This is a genomic window from Cloacibacterium caeni (assembly GCF_907163125.1).
GTDB classification, from domain to species: domain Bacteria; phylum Bacteroidota; class Bacteroidia; order Flavobacteriales; family Weeksellaceae; genus Cloacibacterium; species Cloacibacterium caeni_B.
Genome location: NZ_OU015319.1, coordinates 766,753 through 784,710, shown reverse-complemented (window position 1 = coordinate 784,710; position 17,958 = coordinate 766,753). Strand labels below are relative to the sequence as shown.

General features: G+C 31.9%; 17 protein-coding genes. 4 read left to right on the top strand and 13 right to left on the bottom strand.

Features of this window, described 5'->3' with window-relative positions; translation table 11 throughout:
• Positions 1 to 44 precede the first annotated feature (44 nt).
• The 4 genes from KKQ79_RS03575 to KKQ79_RS03560 are packed head-to-tail and all read right to left on the bottom strand — an operon-like array spanning position 45 to position 2,622.
• Complete coding sequence (locus tag KKQ79_RS03575) at positions 45 to 797, bottom strand: glycosyltransferase domain-containing protein (RefSeq protein ID WP_213189018.1); 753 nt, start codon at positions 795 to 797, stop codon at positions 45 to 47.
• Positions 798 to 1,610 (bottom strand): 2,3,4,5-tetrahydropyridine-2,6-dicarboxylate N-succinyltransferase, encoded by an 813-nt coding sequence (locus KKQ79_RS03570; protein ID WP_213190672.1) that lies wholly within the window; start codon positions 1,608 to 1,610, stop codon positions 798 to 800.
• A gap of 19 nt (positions 1,611 to 1,629) precedes the next feature.
• Positions 1,630 to 2,094: a hypothetical protein gene (locus KKQ79_RS03565; RefSeq protein WP_213189017.1), complete on the bottom strand. Its 465-nt coding sequence runs from the start codon at positions 2,092 to 2,094 to the stop codon at positions 1,630 to 1,632.
• Between the two features lie 3 nt (positions 2,095 to 2,097).
• On the bottom strand, positions 2,098 to 2,622 hold the full coding sequence (locus KKQ79_RS03560; RefSeq protein ID WP_213189016.1) for a C40 family peptidase: 525 nt from the start codon (positions 2,620 to 2,622) through the stop codon (positions 2,098 to 2,100).
• Between the two features lie 206 nt (positions 2,623 to 2,828).
• Between KKQ79_RS03560 and KKQ79_RS03555 the strand changes: the two genes are divergently transcribed.
• Entirely contained in the window at positions 2,829 to 3,473 is a 645-nt protein-coding gene (locus KKQ79_RS03555) for a hypothetical protein (protein ID WP_213189015.1), read from the top strand.
• A 1,056-nt stretch (positions 3,474 to 4,529) separates the two neighbouring features.
• Here the strand turns inward: KKQ79_RS03555 and KKQ79_RS03550 are convergent.
• The 7 genes from KKQ79_RS03550 to KKQ79_RS03520 all read right to left on the bottom strand — a co-directional run bounded on the left by KKQ79_RS03550 (position 4,530) and on the right by KKQ79_RS03520 (position 11,431).
• Positions 4,530 to 5,732, bottom strand: coding sequence for an IS256 family transposase (locus KKQ79_RS03550; protein WP_213189014.1), 1,203 nt, complete (start codon positions 5,730 to 5,732; stop codon positions 4,530 to 4,532).
• Positions 5,733 to 5,941: 209 nt separating this feature from the next.
• Entirely contained in the window at positions 5,942 to 6,886 is a 945-nt protein-coding gene (locus tag KKQ79_RS03545; RefSeq protein WP_213189013.1) for a S41 family peptidase, read from the bottom strand.
• An 87-nt stretch (positions 6,887 to 6,973) separates the two neighbouring features.
• Complete coding sequence (locus tag KKQ79_RS03540) at positions 6,974 to 7,786, bottom strand: GLPGLI family protein (RefSeq protein WP_213189012.1); 813 nt, start codon at positions 7,784 to 7,786, stop codon at positions 6,974 to 6,976.
• A gap of 416 nt (positions 7,787 to 8,202) precedes the next feature.
• Complete coding sequence (locus tag KKQ79_RS03535; RefSeq protein ID WP_213189011.1) at positions 8,203 to 8,793, bottom strand: DUF6624 domain-containing protein; 591 nt, start codon at positions 8,791 to 8,793, stop codon at positions 8,203 to 8,205.
• Positions 8,794 to 9,134: 341 nt separating this feature from the next.
• Positions 9,135 to 10,019, bottom strand: coding sequence for a hypothetical protein (locus tag KKQ79_RS03530; RefSeq protein ID WP_213189010.1), 885 nt, complete (start codon positions 10,017 to 10,019; stop codon positions 9,135 to 9,137).
• Complete coding sequence (locus KKQ79_RS03525) at positions 10,016 to 10,402, bottom strand: hypothetical protein (RefSeq protein ID WP_213189009.1); 387 nt, start codon at positions 10,400 to 10,402, stop codon at positions 10,016 to 10,018. The genes KKQ79_RS03530 and KKQ79_RS03525 overlap by 4 nt, the downstream gene beginning before the upstream one ends.
• Positions 10,403 to 10,720: 318 nt before the next feature.
• Positions 10,721 to 11,431, bottom strand: a complete 711-nt coding sequence (locus tag KKQ79_RS03520) for a hypothetical protein (RefSeq protein ID WP_213189008.1) — start codon at positions 11,429 to 11,431, stop codon at positions 10,721 to 10,723.
• A 361-nt stretch (positions 11,432 to 11,792) separates the two neighbouring features.
• Between KKQ79_RS03520 and KKQ79_RS03515 the strand changes: the two genes are divergently transcribed.
• Positions 11,793 to 13,367, top strand: coding sequence for an IS1182 family transposase (locus KKQ79_RS03515; protein WP_213189007.1), 1,575 nt, complete (start codon positions 11,793 to 11,795; stop codon positions 13,365 to 13,367).
• A 118-nt stretch (positions 13,368 to 13,485) separates the two neighbouring features.
• Here the strand turns inward: KKQ79_RS03515 and KKQ79_RS03510 are convergent, their stop codons facing one another.
• Positions 13,486 to 14,502 carry a hypothetical protein gene (locus tag KKQ79_RS03510; RefSeq protein ID WP_069797055.1) on the bottom strand — a complete coding sequence of 339 codons (1,017 nt, stop codon included), beginning with the start codon at positions 14,500 to 14,502 and terminating at the stop codon, positions 13,486 to 13,488.
• Positions 14,503 to 14,928: 426 nt separating this feature from the next.
• A complete protein-coding gene (locus KKQ79_RS03505) occupies positions 14,929 to 15,474 on the bottom strand; it encodes a hypothetical protein (RefSeq protein WP_104792580.1) in 546 nt (181 codons plus the stop codon).
• 503 nt (positions 15,475 to 15,977) lie between these two features.
• On the opposite strand from KKQ79_RS03505, the gene KKQ79_RS03500 reads away from it, so the two are divergent.
• Together KKQ79_RS03500 and KKQ79_RS03495 are read left to right on the top strand one after the other, a co-directional pair.
• A complete protein-coding gene (locus KKQ79_RS03500; protein ID WP_213189006.1) occupies positions 15,978 to 17,273 on the top strand; it encodes a tetratricopeptide repeat protein in 1,296 nt (431 codons plus the stop codon).
• Positions 17,248 to 17,685 carry a helix-turn-helix domain-containing protein gene (locus KKQ79_RS03495; protein WP_213189005.1) on the top strand — a complete coding sequence of 146 codons (438 nt, stop codon included), beginning with the start codon at positions 17,248 to 17,250 and terminating at the stop codon, positions 17,683 to 17,685. Before KKQ79_RS03500 ends, KKQ79_RS03495 begins: the two co-directional genes overlap by 26 nt.
• Positions 17,686 to 17,958: the final 273 nt, after the last annotated feature.

Sequence of the window (17,958 nt, the reverse complement as noted above, 5' to 3'; positions counted from 1 at the left end):
ACAATTTATAAATAAAAAATCTACTCGTGAAGAGTAGATTTTTTTTATGAGTTAAGACCTAAAAATCGTTTGATTTTATATTTCCATAAGTCTTTGGCAATATTGCTTTTATGCTTCCCAAGAAGGTAAACGTAATCATTCTTCTTTCTGATGTCTCCTGGAATTACATTGTATTTAAAATGATGTTTCCAAGCGACATAATTGAAACTCAATTGGTCTCTTTTAGAAAAGTTCTTCACGAAATACCACCATTCTTCCATGACTTTGATGAGCTTTTCGTCAAAATGTTTTCTCACTAAAACACCGCCAGAAATAAGACCATTGTTTTCAGGATAGTTTTCAGATTTTAGGAAATCAATATGTTTTTTGATGACTTCTAAATCGTCTTTTACCTTATTTTCAGTTTCGGCTAATGCTACGATGGCTTCATATTCTTGATAAACGCAATTTCTAGGGTCCATAATGGTTTGATTATGATCAAAACAGGCCATGGAAACTTCTTCATTCAAGAAATTTTTAATCAATAACTGTGGATTTTTTTTAATAATAAAATTACCATCAATATAAATGCTGTATTGATAATCCTGCAAATGAAGATGCGGTAAAATTTTGTAGTATCTGTTGTTTCGGGTATTGTCGTTGCCAACTGGCGGTTCTGGAATTACCACCACCTTCCAAGTAGAAGATGAAAGATTACGGTCTGTGAAACAAACGTAATCTACATTTTCAAATTGGGGTTGTTCAATAAGCTCATTATACCCTCCAAAAATAGCAGTGTAAACTACAATTTTCTCCATTTATACTGCTACATTATTTTCTCTTAAAGCATCGTTAAGAGAGGTTTTCTTATCTGTAGATTCTTTTCTTTTACCGATAATTAAAGCACAAGGAACTTGGAATTCGCCTGCAGGAAATTGCTTCGTATAACTTCCCGGAATCACCACAGAACGCGCAGGAACTCTTCCTTTCAATTCTACTGGAGTATCACCCGTAACGTCTATAATTTTTGTAGAAGCTGTAAGCACTACATTTGCGCCTAAAACTGCTTCTTTTTCTACATGAACTCCTTCTACTACGATACATCTAGAACCCACGAAACAATCATCTTCAATGATTACTGGAGCTGCTTGTAATGGTTCGAGAACTCCACCAATTCCTACTCCACCGCTTAAGTGAACGTTTTTACCAATTTGAGCACAAGAACCTACCGTTGCCCAAGTGTCTACCATGGTTCCGAAATCTACATACGCCCCGATGTTTACATAAGAAGGCATTAAAATAACTCCTGGAGAAATATAAGCCCCTTCTCTAGCCACAGCATGAGGAACCACTCTCACTCCTTTTTCTGCATAATTTTTCTTCAAAGGAATTTTGTCATGAAATTCAAAAGGACCTACTTCTATGGTTTCCATTTTCTGAATAGGGAAATACATTACTACCGCTTTTTTCACCCATTCGTTTACTTGCCAACCGTTTTCTGTAGGTTCAGCAACACGCAATTCGCCTTTATCTAAAAGAGCAATCACTTCTCTAATGGCAGTTTTACTCTCTTCTTTTTGTAATAAATCTCTGTTATCCCAAATGTTTTCAATGGTTTGTTGTAAAGACATCATTATTTTAATTTTTTAGTTAAAATTGAAAATTCTCCAGCAATTCAGCCTCTGGAAAATACTTTGCAAAGGTATTAGATAATTTTGAATTTTTAAATTTTATTAGACTATAACTGCCATCGTAAGCATAAATCTCTATTTCGGCGTCATCTCTTAAAAAATCATTATACCAAATTTCCGGATTTCCTTCTACATAAGGCAAATTTTCTAAGTCTAAGACAATCTCTTTATCCTTTGGGATTGCTGCAAAATATCCATAATTGAACTTGATATCTTTTTGGGCTAAGTCTAAAAAATTTTCAGCATCAAAGATTTCATAATTACTGGAAAAATTCTGAATCGGTAAGTCTTTTTCAGGAGAGAGGAAAAGGTAGTCTGTTATTAAAAACTGATACTCTTTCAGTTCACTTTCTATAGGTTTTAAGAGTGAACCTAAATGTGTATGGTAAGGTAAATTTTTAAGTTTTTGGATAATATAATTCATTATTTAGAGTACTCTTTTGGCAAAGAGAAAAGCTTTGTTCCAATATTTTTCGTTCAGCGAAGATACGATTACTCCTTTAGAAGTAGAAGCATGAATGAAGGTAATTTCTCCTCTGTTTTTAATTTCTTTTACGATACCTACATGAGAAACCACTCTATTCCCATTAGTGGCAAAAAACAACAAATCTCCGGGTTTTGCTTCCCAAATTTCTATTTTTTTTCCTTGTTGTGCTTGGTCTATTGAACGTCTTGGCATTTTCACCTTATTCTCATTGTAAACATTGATGACCAACCCGCTGCAATCTAGACCAGACTTGCTGGTTCCGCCAAACTTATATGGTGTTCCTAAGAAATCTTCTGCGTCATTTAGGATTTTTTTGACTTGATAAGAATTTTGACCTTCAAATTTGGAGGTTAGGTTTCTAAGATTCTCTGTGGAAGTGTTAGGTTTGTGAGACACCGTTTTACGGGAACCACAAGAAATTACCGTGAGTATCAATACGACTAGAAAAAGTATTCTTTTATTCATGATTCAGTTTTCCCTCTTTTTAGGATATTACAGTGATTTATTCATTATTAGAATACATCGCTTATAACACCCTTCGTTTACTACTTTTATACAAATATAACATTAATTATTTATATATCAACTATACTATAACTATACTATAACTATATATTAAAGTTGTGCATGTCATGACTATTCCTTACTTTTGATATTCATTTGATTAACCCATGGCGAGATACAAGAGCATTTTACAATTTCAGGGATCTATAGATGGTTTGGTTTTTTATGAACTAAACGGGGTTTCTGTGGTGCGCAAGAAAAGTGGTTTTAATCGAGATGATTTTAAAACCAAGGAAAACTATGCTCGAGTAAGAGAAAACAGCAGTGAGTTTGGGCATTGTTCTAAAACGGGGAAAATGCTCAGAAATGCCATTTATCCTTACTATAAAAAGTGTGGCGACCGATATCTGTATCAGAAATTTGCAAAATTGATGACCGCGATTAAAGATTTGGATACCATTTCTGAACGTGGAAAAAGGACTGTTTACCAAGGTTTGAAAACCACAGAAGGGAAAAGATTGCTTTCTTCATTTGTCTTTGGAAAAATTCCTTCGGCGAAGGATTTTATTAAAAAAACAAGTTATGATGAGGGGATTTCTGTACAGCTGAATATGCCACAACCTCTACCCTCTCTGCATTTGGTTTCTATTTTACCGAATTATGAAAGTTACCGTTTTGAGATTCAAGAGCAAAAAGTTAGTGTTGATAATGGTATTTTCACTTTTGATTCCTATTTCCACGAGGAGGAAGCTTTGCAGTTTGTTGCTATTTATGATGGCGAGGAGATTCTTGGGATGGGGTTTCTTGGGTAATTGTTTTTATACGCAAAGATTTTCTTTATTTTCTTTATATTTTTAAGGGGGGCAAAGTTGGCGAAATTCATTCGCTTTGAAGCGGGGTGGAAAATGATATGGGATGAGATGCGAGATGCGAGATACGAGGTGCGAGATGCGAGTATTTCTATCACAAAGTTCACCAAGTATAGGTGAAATGATTGTGTTTTTGAGTGCACTGAGGAACATCGGAGATGTTCTGGGAAGTGCACAGGTTTTTCAGTTTATGTAGGTAGAAAAGAACCTATTCTATTATAAAGAGATTCTTCACTTTGCTACGCTTCGTTCAGAATGACAGAGTTCTGGTTTTTAGTCACGGATTAGAAATGCGAGACATGGGGATTCTTGGGATGGGGTTTTTAACCTAAATAGTTTTACACGCAAAGATTTTTTTATTCTCATTATGTTTTTAAGGGAGCAAAGTTGGTGAAATTCATTCGCTTTGAAGCGATGTGGAAAATGAGCTTATTTTTTATCACAAAGTTCACGGAGAATTGGTGAAATGATTGTGTTTTTAAGGGCTCTAAGGAACAACGGAGATGTTATGGGAAGCGCACTAGTTTTTCAGTTTATGTATGTAGAAGAGAACCTATTCTATTATAAAGAGATTCTTCACTTTGCTACGCTTCGTTCAGAATGACAGGGTTACGGTTTGTAGTCACGGATTAGAAATGCGAGACATGGGGATTCTTGGGATGGGTTTTCTTGGGTAATTGTTTTTATACGCAAAGATTTTCTTTATTTTCTTTATATTTTTAAGGGGGGCAAAGTTGGCGAAATTCATTCGCTTTGAAGCGGGGTGGAAATTGATGCGGGATGAGATACGAGATACGAGATGCGAGGTGCGAGTAGTTCTATTACAAAGTTCACGGAGAATTGGTGAAATGATTGTGTTTTCGAGAGCACTGAGGAACATCAGAGATGTTCTGGCAAGTGCACAGGTTTTTCAGTTTATGTAGGTAGAAAAGAACCTATTCTATTATAAAGAGACACTATCCCAAAAAGTGTGTAAGTTAAAAAGTTAAGGCTTGGATTTTATAATCTGAGCCTTTTGTCAAAAATAAGCATAAATTGGTTTAAAACAATACCCCAATTTTGGATTGGCATTGACCATTTTTTGGTAGCTTCCTTTAAAGCAAGAAAAACCGACTTCAAGACTGCATCATCCGTAGGGAAAGACATTTTGTTTTTGGTATATTTTCTGATTTTTCCATTGAGATTTTCAATTAAATTAGTAGTGTAAATAATTTTACGGATTTCCAAAGGAAAGTCAAAAAATACAGTCAGTTCGTCCCAATTATCTCTCCACGATTTTATCGCATAAGCATATTTGGATTCCCATTTTTCTGCAAAATCATTCAGAGCGGCTTCTGCCGCTTGTTTATTTGGAGCATTATAGATGTGCTTCATATCGGCAGTAAAGTCTTTTCTGTCTTTCCAAACCACGTATTTACAGGCGTTTCTAATTTGATGAACTACACAGATTTGGGTTTGAGATTCAGGAAAAATTGAGCGAATAGTCTGGGTAAATCCATTCAAATTATCGGTAGCTGTAATTAAAATATCTTCTACACCATGAGCTTTTAAATCGGTTAAAACAGTCATCCAAAAACTAGAACTTTCGTTTTTTCCGAGCCACATTCCGAGAACTTCTTTCTTGCCATCACGGTTTAAACCTACCGCTAAATAGATGGTTTTATTGATGACTTTTGAGTTTTCACGAACTTTAAAGACAATTCCATCCATCCAAACAATGAGATAAAGGTCTTCTAATGGTCTATTCTGCCAACTCACTACTTCGCTTGCAACTGCATCAGTAATCCTAGAAATGGTAGAAGTAGAGACTTCAAAATCGTACATCTCACGAATTTGCTCCTCAATATCGCTCACGCTCATTCCTTTAGCATAAAAGGAGATAATGATATTTTCTAAACCTTCTATAATATTGTGTCTTTTAGGAACTAGAGCTGGTTCAAAACTACTTTCTCTATCTCTGGGAATTTTTATTTCAGATTCACCAAATGAGGATTTTATCTTTTTGGTTCCGTGTCCGTTACGATAGTTTCCAGTGGTGGTTTTTTCGTGTTTCTCGTTGTCGAGATGAGCATCAAGTTCGGCTTCGAGCATGTGTTCTACAGCTCGTTTGTGCATTTGTTTAAAGAATGAGGTTAAATCTTCTCCATTCTTAAAGGATTTGTAGAAATCCTTGTTGTTTAATAAGTCTTCTTTGTCAATCATAACTATGTAAATATATAAAATAGTAAAAAGTTATTTCCGAAAAATTTTTTGAGCTTTTATTGCTCAAAATTTTTCAGAATAACTTTTCAACTTACACAGTTAATGAAATACTACCTATAAAGAGATTCTTCACTGTGTTGTGCTTCGTTCAGAGTGATAGGTTTCTGATTTGTTTTCACGGATTAGAAATCCATGCTATCGATGTTTATTTATTCTGATTTTTCTAGCCATTTTACTGCACTCCCTAATATATCCTCATTTTCTTCAATCCATACCTCTGGATTAATTCCATCGGTATATTTTTTTTTATTTTTATCCATAGAATAACTCACCGCTAAAAGAAGAGTTGCCCCGTTACTCAGTTTATACATTGCATTAGCTGTTGTGTATCCAGCAGTTTTATTACCAAATGTTTTTGAATTTTCTCTACCTAGAAGAGATATTGCTGTCATTTCACCACTACTTGCTGTTTTGTCACTTATTAAAACTGCAATTTTTTTGCTTAAATCCTTGCATTTATAATTATTTGTCATTCTCTTAACCCCAATTGGCTTTATTGATTTTGAATACCAATTTGTAATGGTTTTATTACTTGCAAAAAATCCTACAATTCCATCTTGAATTAAAGGATTGAGTCCTGCAATCATTGGCCACATATTACCTCCCTCATTTTCTCTTACATCTACAATCCAACCTGAAATCTGGTTTTGATCCAAATTTTGAATTTCTTCTCTTAGAATAGTAGCATATTTTAAATTTTCCTCTGGATTCATTGATAAATGAGATGGTAAAATTAAAAGACCTATATTTCCATTTATTAATTTAGAGGTAGGGTATGAAATTGAATCTTTTTTTGAATAATAGGTCTCAGTCTCAATTTTGTCTTGATAAATGGAATGATTATCTCCATAGCTTCTTAGTTTTCTGATAATCTTATAAATTATAAAATTTGCTTGGGATATCTCTGTTTCATTGACATCGTTTTCAATTTCATGAGTAAATGTAGGCCAGTCAATAGAATCTCTGACCATTGATTTTCTTTTAATAATGTCTAAGATTTCACTTGTCACTTTTTTGAATTCTTTTTTATTATTAAATTGACCAAATGCAAATGATGAAGTAATCATAAAAAATAAAATTGGTATTAGTTTCATTTCAGGAGGTTATTAAAATTTAAGAATTGGGTTATGAGTTATGAAATAAAGGAAGTCACGGATTAAAAATCCGCACCATCGTTTTTTTTAGTGTAGCAAGTTTATTTCTATGATGTTATTATCTTTCTTAAAGTTTTCTAACCATTTATCATTTAATTCTTTTATTATTTGAGCGGAAGTTTTGAAGTTTCCTTCTGCATCTCTTTGGTCAGGAATTTGACCCATTAAATCAGCTGTTGGGTTTTTACGATACTCTTTAAACTTTTTCACGTATTGGTCAAAATTCAATTTATATTCTTTATAGTTGTTCAAATTGGGATAAGAAAAATTATGATCATTTGTTCTTATTCCCTTTAATTCAAAAATATGACTTTTACTAGTGTCTTCAATTTTTAAAATTAAACCAGGAAGATTTTTGAATTTATAAGGTCCGTCTGGAATTGGTAATTCTTTTGCAAACCAAGCAACCCACTTTCTTCCACCGAATTCAGTAGTTGCTTCTTGCACATCATAACCTAAAATTTTTGAAAATCTATTTTTCAATTTCCAGTTTAGATCTATTTCTTGTTTAATAATATACTTATCCCAAGACATAAAAGTTATATAATCAATTTGATTTGAATTAGGATATTTAATAATTCTTTCATTAATCAGAACTTTATTTTTTGGCATAGCCATATTCCCTTTTTTACTTTCAGATAACTGTATTGAATCAGAAGAATATCTTTCGTAACTATAGAATTCTGTTCTATCTTTCTGAACATTCAAAATCATTATTTCATTTTTTACATTCATTCTATTGGTAGAATCAGAAATGAATTTATAATCATATAAAAAAAGTTTATCTTGAGAATATGTGTAATTTATGATCAATAGGAAAAGAAAAAATTGAATTTTCATTATGTAGTAGTTTTTTAGAGATTCCGGCTAACACACAAAATAGACAAAGAATGATTGTAAAATTCTTATCATCTAATAATTGTAATTAGTTCAGTATTTGAGTTCTTATTTATTCGTTTATAACACATTTAATTAAAGTAAATGATATGAGTATGAAAAGTCACGGTTAGAAATCTACGCTATCGGGAGTTGTAAAGTCGTGAATTTGTAAAATCGTGAATTTGTAAAGTTGTGAAGTTGAAATATTTTGCCTTTTGAAGAGATTCTTCACTATGCTTCGCATCGTTCAGAATGGCAGGATTCTGTTTTGTAGTCACGGATTAAAACCCGCGCTATCGGGATAGAATAAAAAATTCACAATTTCAGCACCAACTTCAAGCCCGCATTTTGTCAATTCCAATGTTATGTGTAGTATTTTAATTCGGATTAAATTTAATATTGAAATTTTTTAAATAATCCTCTATTGGTTCCATTCCCATTTCTTTTCTTCTTTCATTCACAGTTTCAGGATTTTCTAATTTATACAATTTACCATTTTCTATTTGTGAACCATATATTTGGGGTTTTCCTTCGTCCATTAAAATCCTATCTTTCATCAGTGCATATTGTTGTTTAGATAAGTCTCCATTTTTAACCGCTTTCTCTATTTGTGGAAAATACTTTCTTCTAATTTCTTTAGTACTATGTTGCAGTCCCAACCAGATTGCGTCCATTTGTCTATGACCTACCTCCTTCAATGTTGGCATACCACACTTTTCAATAATACTAATCACTAATTCTTGATTCCTATGATCTTCTTTAGCGTATTTGATGAAGTCATTTGATTTTCTGATCCTTTGGTCACTTTCTAAAACTTCGCTCAAGATTTGTCGTTTTTTGCTGCAATCGACTTCAATAATATCTACTGAACCTACATAGACAAACTTATCCTTATTCATAAATAGGAATATTGATATCATTAAAACAAGAGCAGTTAATATGCTAATTATTATTTTTTTTATTTTCATTTTATATTTTGGTTAATATTACACATAAGACTCAAATAGACGAAGTATTGTTGTAAAACACTTAAAATCGAATCAATATCAGTTTGTAAATTATTATTAGCATTTGTTTAGTTCGGTATTTGAGTTCTTGTTTATTCGTTTATAAGACATTTAATTAAAGTAAATGATATGAGTATGGAAAGTCACAGAGTTGTAAAGTCGTGAATTTGTAAAATCGTGAATTTGTAAAGTTGCGAAGTTGAAATATTTTGCCTTTTGAAGAGATTCTTCACTACGCTTCGCTTCGTTCAGAATGACACGGTTCTGTTTTGTAGTCACGGTTCGAAAGCTGAGGTATCGGGTTATTTTACATTCATTACTTTTTCTAATAATGGAGGTAATTTCGTGTCAGAATTAATTAGATCATTATTCCAAAAACTCATTACACAACTTATATTCTTGTTTCTCACATTTTCTGCAATGTAATAAACGGTCAATGATTTACCTCCTGACATTCCCGCTAAAGCAGAAGTCACTCCAGTAAATTCTACGATAACTTTTTTTGCTTTGGTTGGAACGCCTTCAAATTCGACATCAACGATATTTTCACTTGCAATTTTTATATTTTTCCTTGTTTTTGTTATATTAAATTGATTTTCAATAGATTGTTTTGCGTCTTCCAAAGTTTTATGGATAGACCAATTCATTTCTCCAAAGTAAGGACATTGCACCGTATTTAAATATGACCAATAGCAACTATTCCCAAGTTCTATTTTTCTTCCTACAAAATCAATTGACTGGATTTGCAACTGAACAAAATTTTCTCTAGGAATTTGGTTCTTAATTATTCTATTAACTAATTCTTCCTCGGTCTCTCTATCTGTGATTCCATTTTTTACAAACCAAACAACAGTAGTAGTATTGTTAGGATTCTCCACAAAATAGTAATTGTTAGTTTGAAAAATGTTTCCAGCGATATTCTGTTTTTTTGTGATGAAATAATTATTGAAATCAATTTTTTCATCTCTAATTTTTAAATCGGTTTCAGTAATATTATGCTTTTTAAAAATTTTCTTTAACCCTTTTTCGTCAAAAGAATTGTTAAAAACTTCACTTGTTACGCTGTAACCATCAATATTATACCAAGTTTTCCCATTGTTGTCTAATACAGAAAGTCTATCAAAAATATTGGATTGCGAATATGCAAAAACCGAAGTAAAAAGTAAGATTAATTTTAGAGATTTCATTTGTTTATGGTAAATGTATAGGTTGGAACATTGTCATTAGATGTTTTTTTCCAATTTTCAGCAAGGTTTGGATTATTCATTTCAATACCATCTACTGGAAAGATATCAAATTTAGAAAACCATTTTTGTGGATTTTCGCCATCTTTTTTGAAATAAGTTTGTCTTACAATAATGCTGTCTTTTGCTTTAACCGTAAATGAATTTGTTACTTCTTGAGGTCCGAACGTTTGCGACATTTTTATAACGCTTGCAGAAAAACTTATAGGCTTTTCAGAAGTATTTTTCACAATAAATGCTGTCATTGGAGTTCCTGACATAGGAAGGCAAGAAATTAAAATTACCGAAATAAGTAAAAATAATGTTGATTTAAATAAATTTTTCATATTCTATGCGATTTTATGCATTATTTCATATAACGGTCAAATAGACGAAGTGTAATTATAAAATTCTTTTCATCTAAATAATCGTAAATTTCTGTTACAGTATTTGAGTTTTTGTTTATTAGTTCTTAACAAATTTAATTAAAGTAAATGATATGATTTATGTTAAGTCACGAATTAGAAATCCGCGCCATCGGGTAAGCCGCATTTTTGCAGACATCAAACGAGAAACGCCCTATGTAAAAACCCATCAATTTGCCAATTGAAAATATTTAAAATTTTTCTTGTTTTTTGACATAGAATATGTTGTAGGATGTTTTTTTAAAATTTTTTTCCAATCTTTATACCTAATCTTAAGGTTTCATCAAAGCTAAAGCCACCATGTTTAAAAAAGAAATCATCTCTTTTTATAGGAAATTGTAATCTCAAATTGGTTCCAATAAACCAATTGCTGTTTAAGAAAAGATAATCATATCCAACACCTGTTTGACAAATAATGGTGTTTGAACTTCTTTGAGAATAAAAGTCAGTGTAATTTACTAATTCAGTAGTGCCATTTTCATAATATTTTATTTTAGCACTTTCAATACCATATTCTAAAGCGTCTTGGATATTAATGCCAAAACCACCTGTAATGTATAGATTATGATGTTTCTTGTTTATGGGGAAATAATTGAGATTTATAGAATAAATACTTTGATTAACTTTTGTCCATAATCCTCCTGCTGAACGAACATTAGTATAAATATACTTTAATAATTCAGGGTTAGGATTTAATCCAGTATTCATACCCCCATTAACAAATTTTGGAAAATTATTATGTCTGTCAAACTCAATATTTGCAGATAATGATAATGATTTGTTTAAGAATCTACTGTATTCAAACTCTAATCCATTTAATAAAAAATCACCTTGGCTTTTTTCTGGTTTCGAAATAACATACCCTAATGAAAACTTATTATTTTCCTGAGAATACGATTCTGAAAAAAGCATAGCAGTAATTATTACTATGCATAATTTTAATTTATTCATTATTGAACAATTTTTTTTAGATACGGCTTGAAATAATACTGTTTTTTTTCTGTTTGATTATCAATTTTGTTTATTTTTTCATAACAGTTATTGCTTTTAAATATCCTACAACGGAAAGGGGCTTTGCGAGGTGCGGGTTACTGCAACCGAGAGTTGTAAGGGAAACTGAACGCTAGCAAAAACTTTTTCCATTTTTTAAAATTACAAAAAAATATAAAAATGGAAAAGTTTTTTGCGGGTATTTTTTACAAGTCTTTCTAAGGATTCCTTCAACCCCGCATCTTGCAAAACCGCTGTGCTTGTTGCACAACTCAAATATACAAAAATTTGTATAAAAATTGGATATTTCGTAAATTTAAATATGCAAGGAAAGAAGAGTTTTACGCCCCAATTATTTGTTTCGGTTAATTTGTTGGATTTGGTTCCAGAGGATAATTTTTACAGAAAATTGCAAACCGAACTCAATTTACATTTCATTTACAAAGCTACTCAAAAGTATTATGGCAAAGAAGGCCAAGAGAGTATAGATCCTGTAGTTTTCTTTAAGATATTGTTGGTGGGATATTTGAATAACATCAATAGTGATCGACAATTAATTGCTTTTTGTAGTGATAGCTTGTCGATACGATTGTTTTTAGGTTATGATGTACATGAGCAGCTTCCTTGGCACAGTACCATTAGCCGAACTCGCAATTTATATGGCGAAGAAGTGTTTTTAAACTTGTTTAAAGAAGTCTTGAGAATGTGCGTTTCTAAAGGCATGGTTCGTGGTAAACGACAAGCGGTGGACAGCGTTTTCATCAAAGCCAACGCCAGTATGGATAGTTTGGTAGAGAAGGAAGTTTTGGAAGATGCCAGTGCTTTTGTAAACGAATTAGAAGAAAACAGCGAATACAAAGTAACTTCCACCCGCAAGAAACTGGTAGAACGCCACCACGATTGGAAAGCAGAAGCGTATAAAGGAATGCCAGCAAATAGCAACAGCAATCAAACCGACGAAAACGGCAATCTCATCCGTCCCAAATACTTGTCTAATCACACCCATTATTCTCCCACAGATACAGATGCCAGAGTAAGCGTAAAACCTGGCAAAGCGAGACAATTAAATTATTTTGGACAAATCGCAGTAGACGATGCGCACCATGTCATTACAGGAGCGTGTTCTGATTTTGCTGATAAACGCGACAGTCAATGTTTAGAACAAATTGTAGAACTTACCGAAGAAAACTTAAAAGAAAACGGAATCGAACTCGAAGAACTCTTAGCCGATGGTGGTTACAGCAGTGGTGAAGCATTGGCGTATTTACATGAAAAAAACATCAACGCTTACATCCCAAACTTCGGACAATACAAACCCGAGCGAGAAGGTTTTACCTTCAACAAAGAAGAAAATTATTACCAATGCACAAAACCCGAAGGCAACCAAGCGAAACTGCTTTTCAAAGGCGAAAAAAGGGATAGTAAAGGCTACACCAAACGAACGTACCGAAGTAGCGAAACAGATTGCAAAAACTGTCCACTAAGAGAACAATGCTGTGGCAAAAGCACCAAGTTCAAAAAATTAGACGACAGCATCCACAAAGAACATTACGACCGCATGCACCAAAAACTCACCCAAAACGAGAAATATGCCAAGAAAATGGTAAAAGTGCGAAGTAAAACAGTAGAACCCGTGATAGGAACGTTGGTCAACTTTACGAACATGAAGAGAGTCAATACACGAGGCATCAAAAACGCAAACAAACACGTATTAATGGCAAGTTTAACCTACAACTTGAAAAAATACTTACGCTTTATCACCAAAAAACCGAGTGTTTTAGCCCAAGTTCTATCTCTAAAACAAGGGAAGAACTTTGCTTTTATAAAATCAGTCTTCCCAAGCATCAATAACTCAATTTTAAGCACCCCAAATTTTATGATTTTGAATCTTAATTAAAAAATAAACCTCTCTAAAATTGCTTCTAAAGAGGTCAAAATTTTATGTTTTTGAAAACTATTTTCTAAAAAAAGGAGTTGTGCAACAGCTACCGCTGTTATCGGTAGTCTCTTTATTTTCATTTCAAAGTCCATTCAACAAAATTATTCATAACTTCTTTCCAATGTGGTTTATCGTGGTTTGCTCTTCCATCTTCACCGACTTCAAAAAAATTATGTTCAAGGTTTAGATATCTTTTATAAGTCAGATTAGTTTTATGATTTCTTATGAAGTATAAAGGAACCAAATCGCATAAATCACTTGCGATATCGTATGTACCGTACGCTAAATAAATTGGCTTATTAATTTCTAACCAATCGTCTATTAAAGGTTCGGAAAAAGATCTCCATGCAATTAAATTGACATTTGCTTTTACTTTTTGCGGATTATTCGCATTACGATAAATTTCATATTCTTCCTCAATTTCTTTATTTGCTTTTTCCCAAGTTATTTTTTTATTTTCTGCGTCTTTTCTTGATTCTCTTATGTTTTGATCAATTCTTCCGAATGGATTTGCTCCAAATAATCCAAGTTTTGTTACTGCCTTATAATTTTTCGCAATTTTTGTGGCAACTTTTGAACCTTGTGAATGACCTGCAATTATTAGTTTTGAGTTGTCAACCCATTTTTGCTTGTGCAAAAACTTTAAAACTTTTATTGCTCGGTTTGTATAGTTTTCTAAAAAATCTGCTTTTTGAAATTCTTCTGTTGGAATGTTTTTGTCCTTTGAGTGGCCAAAATACCAATAGGAATCATTTATTTGGCTTTCCTCTGCAACTAATGGCGTTTTAGGCATAGAGACGATTACTAGATAATAATTCTTTGTAATCTTCTCAATATCAAAATTTGTAATTCCACCGCCAATTAACCAGATTCCTTCCTTCGAATTTACATAAAGTGGATAAGGAAGTGAACCTTGACACCAAAGAAAAATAGGCTTTTTAGTTTCAAGTTTTGTATCAAAAACTATAAAATCTATATTTTCATCTCTACTTGTTAATTGGAAAGTCGTAGATTCATTATTAATTATTTTTTTCTGCTGACTAAAAGAAAGGTTAATAATTAGTAAAAAAAATATTATAATTTTAATTTTCATTCTCTGTTATGTTAATAGTTTTTTAGAGATTACCGATAACGTTCGCGCGGATTTGTGAAGTTCCAAATCCGAACTTGTTCGAGATTTGAGAATTTTACAAATCCGCTTGTTGTGCGAAGTCCGCGAAGCGGCGGCACAACAAGCGGATGTAATCCGCGCGAACGTTGTGGCGAAAGGAGCGGAGCGGATTTCGCCACAACACTCAAATAGACGAAGTACAATTGTAAAATTCTTATAATCAAGGAAATATTCGTTTGTAAATGATTGTAAGTATTTATTTTGTTCGTTATTTGAGTTTTTGTTTATTCGTTCTTAACAAATCTAATTAAAGTAAATGATATGATTTGTGGAAGGTCACAGAATAGAAATCTGTGTCATCGGATTTTTTATTTGTGTTTTGTCATAGAATATGTTATCTGTCGCTTTTTAGAACATTTTATAACCAAATCTTAATCCAACTGTAGGTGTTATATGTCCATCTTTCGAATCAAAATCTGTAATATATCCAAGTCCAATGTGAGTGTTGAATAAGAATTTTTTTCCTAAATTTCTTTGAATTCCCCAATGAATCTCTGTCAATAATGTTTGGTTTAACTTGTAATGATTATTATTTCCAAAACTATATTTTGTTTGTAATCCAATATAATTTCCTGAATTATTCAGAATACTTTTTTGTTTTGAAATTCTCCTTTCAGTATTATAAATGTATTTTAATTCTGATTTAATATAAGGTGTAGGTTTGGTAAAGTCGAATAGATATTCAACAGAACTTCCATATACACTACTACCCATACCCATACCAATACTGTTTTCCCAAACTATTTTTTTTGAAATTAGCATTTCATAAGAGGCATCAAGTCCGTGCAACCCTAAATTAATACGTCCAAAATTTGTTAATTCATTGTTTTTAACATTTTGTGCAAAACATAGATTTGTAATTGTAATGATTACAATAGCGAAAATTTTTTTCATTATTTATTCTTTGTTTAAAGTTATTTTTTTTAAATGACATATAACGTTTCGACGGATGTGCGAAGTTCGTGTAGCGACGAGCAACATCTGCGGATATAATCCGCCGAACCGATGTGGCAAAATCCGCTCTGCTCCTTTTGCCACATCACTCAAATAGCCAAAAAATAATTGTAAAATTCTTATCATCTAATAATTGTAATTTTTAGTTCGTTATTTGAGTTTTTGTTTATTAGTTCTTAACAAATTTAATTAAAGTAAATAATATGATTTGTGGAAAGTCACGGATTAGAAATCCGCGCCATCGGCATTATAATATAAAATCATTTTTTAATATTAGTAAGACAAAAGTCAATTGATTTAAGCAAAATAAAAAAATATACCTACCGAAATTTATCAATTTCTATATTTTTGTCTTACTACATCATTGTATTTATCTCTTCAAATCACTGAATAAGAATTTGTAATACTGATAAAATATCTATTTTTGTAGGATATAACCGTGTATGAAAAGAATTCATTTCATTTTAATTTTTCTCTGTCCTTTTTTATTATTCTCTCAAAGTAAAAAAGGATTTAAAATACCCGATTCATTAAAGAATAAAAGTACTCAGTATATATACAATGCTTATCGTGATGCATATCAAATAGATAATGAACAAGCTGAATTCTATGCGAATGTAATTCTCTCCAAAGGAAAAAAAGACAACAATAAAGATTTGCTCTATGATGGGTATTATAAAATTGCCAGAATAAAAAATCTAAAGGGAGAAAACGGACATCCCTATGCAGACTCACTCATTGCCCTGGTAAAAAATAAAACGTATAAAAATTATCCTTCTAATGCATACATTATTAAAGGGATTTTATACAACAATGAGGGGAAGTATAAGGACGCTTTAGATCAATATTCAATAGCTTTAAAATACAGTCCAAAAGACGATCAAGAATTTTTCTACCGTATAAAATTACTAATAGGCATACTGAAAACTGCAACTGAAGAATATAAAGAAGCTTTACCCCTTTTCAAAGAATACTATGAGTATCAGAAAGCTAAAATAGGCACTCGCCATGAAGATAAAGGAGCATACATCGGTTCTATTTTTTCACTCGCCAATATTTATGCTAAATGTGAGCAATATGGAAAAAGCAATGAACTTATAGCATTAGGAATAAAGGAATGTAAAAAGTACAAAATCTACTCCCAATACAATTACCTCATCATGCTGAAAGGCATTAATAATTACTATTTAAAAAACTTGCCTTTGTCATTACGCTACTTACAATCTGCTGAAAGATTATTAAGAAAAAATAAAGATTACTCTAATCTCTCCATTTTATACTATTTTATTGGTAAAGTGAAACATGAATCTCATCTGGAAGAGGAGGCCATCCGTTATCTTATTCAATCTGATTCAATCTCTTATGCCATACAAGATTACAATCCTGTAAGCAGAGATGGATATGAAATTATTATCGATTATTATAAGAAAAAAGGAGATATCAAAAATCAATTAAAATATATTAATCAACTTATCTATGCAGACAGCGCTATTGCAAAGACACAAAAAAATCTTTCCAAAGAAATTTTCAAAAAGTATGATACTGCTTTGCTGATAAAGGAAAAAGAAGGACTCATAAAAACTCTGAATAACCGAAATTCAATTTATATATGGTTCATTTTATTTTTAATCATCTGCTCAGGTCTTTTTATCTATATCATCTTTGAAAATAGAAAAAAAATCAAAAGATATGAGAAGCATGCAAAGGACTTGCTTGAAAAAATTGACCACAGAAAATGAACCCTTCAATGCGCCTAAAAAAGATGAAGAGGAGAACAAAAACCATATATCCTCTCATCCTAAATTCCAAAATATCATCCAAAAAATAGAAATTTTCGAAAAAAATCATTCTTTTTTAAGAAAAAACATCACATTAGATTCACTTTCTAAAGAGTTTGATACGAACAGAGATTATCTGTCTAAGTTAATCAATGAATTAAAAGGAAAAAATTTCACTCAATACTTGAATGAACTCAGAATAAACTACATTGTTTCAGAGCTTAAAACGAACGAAAAAATGAGAAAGTATACCATAGCTGCTATCTCTGAGGAAATTGGGTTCAATAATTCTGAAACTTTCACCAATGCTTTTAAAAAGATTACAGGAACATTGCCTTCTTATTACATTAAACTTTTAAATGAAGAAAATTAGAATTTCTGAAATGGTTGTGGATGTGGATGTGGTGATATGGTGATGAAGTGATGAAGTGATGAGGTGATGAAAAATAATTCATTGCACTAAAAACAAAAAATACCAGCAGTTATTTACTTCATTACCAGAATTTTAAATTTCAAAACACACCCAATACCCCCTCTATTTTATCTCGTTTTTTATCAATTTCGGCAGGCTTTTCTTGAAAAACTTAGATAATGATTTCATATTTGTAATACCGAAAGAGATGAGGTAAAAACTAATAACAAGAAA